This window comes from Limosilactobacillus caccae, assembly GCF_900156885.1.
In the GTDB taxonomy this organism is placed as follows: domain Bacteria; phylum Bacillota; class Bacilli; order Lactobacillales; family Lactobacillaceae; genus Limosilactobacillus; species Limosilactobacillus caccae.
The window spans coordinates 1-3,577 of the sequence record NZ_FTOY01000007.1 but is presented as its reverse complement, the minus strand read 5'-3'; the positions used below and the strand labels follow the sequence as shown (position 1 = coordinate 3,577).

6 protein-coding genes are annotated in these 3,577 nt (G+C 32.8%); all 6 read left to right on the top strand.

Going from position 1 to position 3,577, the window contains the following annotated elements; genetic code table 11:
- Positions 1-396: hypothetical protein (locus CZ502_RS10660; RefSeq protein ID WP_159434543.1), on the top strand; the 396-nt coding region annotated here is incomplete at its 5' end.
- Positions 393-1,076, top strand: a complete 684-nt coding sequence (locus CZ502_RS00945) for a P-loop NTPase family protein (protein ID WP_076459251.1) — start codon at positions 393-395, stop codon at positions 1,074-1,076. The genes CZ502_RS10660 and CZ502_RS00945, both read left to right, overlap by 4 nt.
- 576 nt (positions 1,077-1,652) lie before the next feature.
- A complete protein-coding gene (locus tag CZ502_RS00935) occupies positions 1,653-2,600 on the top strand; it encodes a protein rep (protein WP_076459249.1) in 948 nt (315 codons plus the stop codon).
- A 6-nt stretch (positions 2,601-2,606) separates the two neighbouring features.
- Positions 2,607-2,834 carry a hypothetical protein gene (locus tag CZ502_RS00930; protein WP_076459248.1) on the top strand — a complete coding sequence of 76 codons (228 nt, stop codon included), beginning with the start codon at positions 2,607-2,609 and terminating at the stop codon, positions 2,832-2,834.
- A gap of 123 nt (positions 2,835-2,957) precedes the next feature.
- A complete protein-coding gene (locus CZ502_RS00925) occupies positions 2,958-3,239 on the top strand; it encodes a hypothetical protein (protein ID WP_076459247.1) in 282 nt (93 codons plus the stop codon).
- Positions 3,232-3,577 (top strand): hypothetical protein (locus CZ502_RS00920; RefSeq protein WP_143457258.1); only part of this gene is annotated, 346 nt, incomplete at its 3' end. The genes CZ502_RS00925 and CZ502_RS00920, both read left to right, overlap by 8 nt.

Below are 3,577 nucleotides of genomic sequence, written 5' to 3'. Positions count from 1 at the left end.
GATAGTGCAAGACTGGCTGCTAATATAGTGCTTGAGTCTTACTCTCGCAAGGGATTTGTGACACGTGATGTTTTAAAAATGGAAAGTTTTAAAAATCAAGATTCTGAAAAAGTTTCAAAGCCTGATTTAGCGATTTTTGATTTTGAATTTGCAAAAAATGAAATTGGTCAAGACTATGCGACAGATGAGATATTAACTTATGAGGGTCAAGAAGCATGGTCATCTTATCTAATTAACCATGCGGAGAGGTCATCATTTCAAGTAGCAAGAGTAAGCTTAATAGATAAAGATAGTTATTTTGTTTTGCATTTAATTTTAAAACCTAATAGGTCTGTGAAGTTATTAAATCGACAAGAAGTATATGCTGCTAATGAGCAAGATAGTGATTTTTCATGATAGTAAATAATTTTTTGATTTCTGAAAATCGTATGCATGTCCCAATAGATTTTAACTTAACACCCCATTTACTTATTACAGGTCCTACGGGCTCTCAAAAGACGACTGCTGCAAGGCTTTTGGTTGGTAAATTATGCTTGCAGATTCCCAATATTGAATTTGAATTTGCGGATTTTAAAAATTTTGGTGACTGGGATTTTGCTAGATTGAAGTTGCAAGATATGAATGATGCGATTGATGATGCATGTATGCTATTACAAACAAGGCAGGGGTGGCATCGTTCACTCTATGATCCATATGTGTTGGTACTAGATGAATATCCTAGTTTTCTTTTGTCACTAGAAAAAAGTGATGCGAAAAAGTATCAAGCGAAATTGGCAAGATTATTAATGCTAGGCAGAGCCTGGAATTTGCATGTTGTCACAATAGCACAGCGTCCTGATGCTTCGATGTTCAGTCACGGTGCACGGGATAATTTTGGCTTTAGATTAGCATTAGGAGGCTTGTCCGGAGAGGCAAAACGTATGATTTTTCCTAACGATGAATTGTCTCCAAATTGGCTAAATAATAAGCCAGGTGTAGGTCTACTTTATCGAGAAGGAATGGGAGCTAGTAGGGTCAAGTTGCCAAAGTTTGATTTGCAAAAATTGGACGATTTTTTAACTGATTATTTTAAATAAAGAGTAACAAGGCGCTTACCCTACCATGGTAGAGGTAAGCGCCTTGTTACTGAGTACTATTAATATGATTGTTGGCTGGTGGCGTAGCCCGAAGTTAGTTAATGAATGTCAAGGGGCATACGCCGTTTGCTATGCAAACGGGCAACCCTTGACATGGTTATGCTGACAACCCTTATTTTTGGTGAAAAATTCATTTTTTCGCCCGCTCCCTGCAAGGGGAATGGGATCAAGCGTCCTACGCTTGGTCTGGGTCAAGGGGTGACAACGCCCTTGGAAACGCGATTTTTAATCGCGTTTCTACTTATCTTGATACAATTAGAAACAACGTCATTTTTTAAAATACCCTTTAACCGTTGATATTACTGGGTTCTTTTGACTTTTGATTACTAACAGAATAGAGTTATAATTTAAGGGTAAATAAAAAACTCATGCAGTTCCTTTTGATTTGGCGATCGGTAGGAGCATGAGTTAGTTATCATATATTATCAACTACTTATTATAGTATTTAATTATTGCTATATCAATTATGATAGCTGACTCTTTACTGCAGTGAGTGTAAGTAAAGAGGTATTAAATTTGTATACAGGAACGATTCTGAAAGATACCTCTAAATATAATGGTAAGGAAAGACCTTGGAGAAGTAAAAAGCTTGATAGTCTTACTTATGCTGAATATTTGGAGGTCTTACATTTTAAAAAAGCAAATAGGGTTCGTGATTGTGGAAATGTTCTTAAATTTGCTAAAACTGATGATGGTATGAAACTTTATCAAACATGGTTTTGTCATTCGAGACTTTGTCCACTTTGCTCTTGGCGAAGGGCATTAAAAAATAGCTATGAGCTTCAAAGAATTTTAGATGAAGCAAATAAAAAGTTTCCTAAAGCTGTTTATTTGTTTTTGACATTAACAGAAGAGAATTCTCATGTTGGTGAATTAAAGCAAAACTTGAGAGATATGAATTCTTCAATAAGAAGGTTAATTCAATATAAGAAAGTTAGTAAGCATTTGATTGGTTATGTAAGGTCTTCTGAAATTACTGTTAATCGTGATAAGTATACCTTTCATGAGCATGTGCATATCTTGTTAATGGTTAAATCTAGTTATTTTAATTCAGATAGTTATTTAACTAATAGTGACTGGTCAAAATTATGGAAAAGAGCAAGAAAATTAGATTATGATCCTATTATTAATATACAAAAAATAAGAGCAAGAAGTAGACATGGACAATCTGCTTTAATTTCTTCCGCCAAGGAAGTTTCTAAGTATCAAGTTAAGGATTCTGACTATATTACTAATGATAGAAAGTCTGATTTAGTTATTCTTGACGAGTTAGAAAAAAGTTTACAGGGTTCAAGGCAATTAAGTTTTGGTGGTCTTCTAAAAAAGATTAGACATGAATTATTGTTTGATCAAAAAGAAGATGATCTAATTAATGTAGGTAATGATGATGATAGTGCAGATATCATTGAAACGGTAATGTATAAATGGAATAGTGATATTAAGAATTATGTTAGTTGGGAGTGATATAGTATGGAACTTAAAGATGTTAAAGGTATTGATGCTATCTTAGAACAGGCTGGTATTTATAGCGTTGTTTCTGAACAACTTGCAGATAATCTTCAGGATTTTAAATTGAAAATTTTGAGTCAAAAAAATGAAGGTGATTATGATGATGTGCTTAAATTATTAGATGAAGCAGAATCTATGGTATATAAGGCTTCATATAATCTTTCTCTGATAAATGCTAAAAATGAATAATGGATTTAAAGGCTGATTGAATTCAGTCTTTTTTTGTTTTAAAAAATTTTTTTGAATATTTTTTTCTTAGAACATTAATAAGGAATTTCGCTACCTTAAATATTATGAAAAGGAGAGCAAACAATGGATATTGTTGCAATATTAATTAACTTGTTCTTTTTCGATTTTCTTAATGAAAAAGGAGATCGAGTTAAGGGCGTAAGTGTTAGGTTTATAGATCCCAATGATCATGGTCGAGACAATCAAATTGGTGCCTCAATTCAAAAGATGACTATGTCAGCTGATCAATGGGAAGAGTTAAAGGCTCAAAACTTACAGACCTTTTCAAAAGTTAAATTAACTTTTGAAGGTTTTGGTCGTTCTATGCGTCTCGTTAAGTTAGAAAAGGTTGATAGTAATGATTGATAAACTGTATCAGAAGATAAGACGTTTATATAATGATTTTTTACATTTTTCAGGATTTTGGAAAATTGTTACAATTATTGGATTGATTTTATTTTTAATCTTTTTGTTTTTGTTAATTCAGAAATATCTTTTATGGGTCTTGATTAGTTTACTTGGTCTTTTGCTTTTTAGAATTTACATGTGGCAGAATAGTCATCAGTTAATTTTTAAAGATAGTGCAAGACTGGCTGCTAATATAGTGCTTGAGTCTTACTCTCGCAAGGGATTTGTGACACGTGATGTTTTAAAAATGGAAAGTTTTAAAAATCAAGATTCTGAAAAAGTTTCAAAGCCTGATT

What these genes read in the sequence shown, in the direction of transcription:
- CZ502_RS00925 (WP_076459247.1), top strand. Translation starts at nt 2,958, where the DNA reads ATGGATATTGTTGCAATATTAATTAACTTGTTCTTTTTCGATTTTCTT.
- CZ502_RS00945 (WP_076459251.1), top strand. Translation starts at nt 393, where the DNA reads ATGATAGTAAATAATTTTTTGATTTCTGAAAATCGTATGCATGTCCCA.
- CZ502_RS00930 (WP_076459248.1), top strand. Translation starts at nt 2,607, where the DNA reads ATGGAACTTAAAGATGTTAAAGGTATTGATGCTATCTTAGAACAGGCT.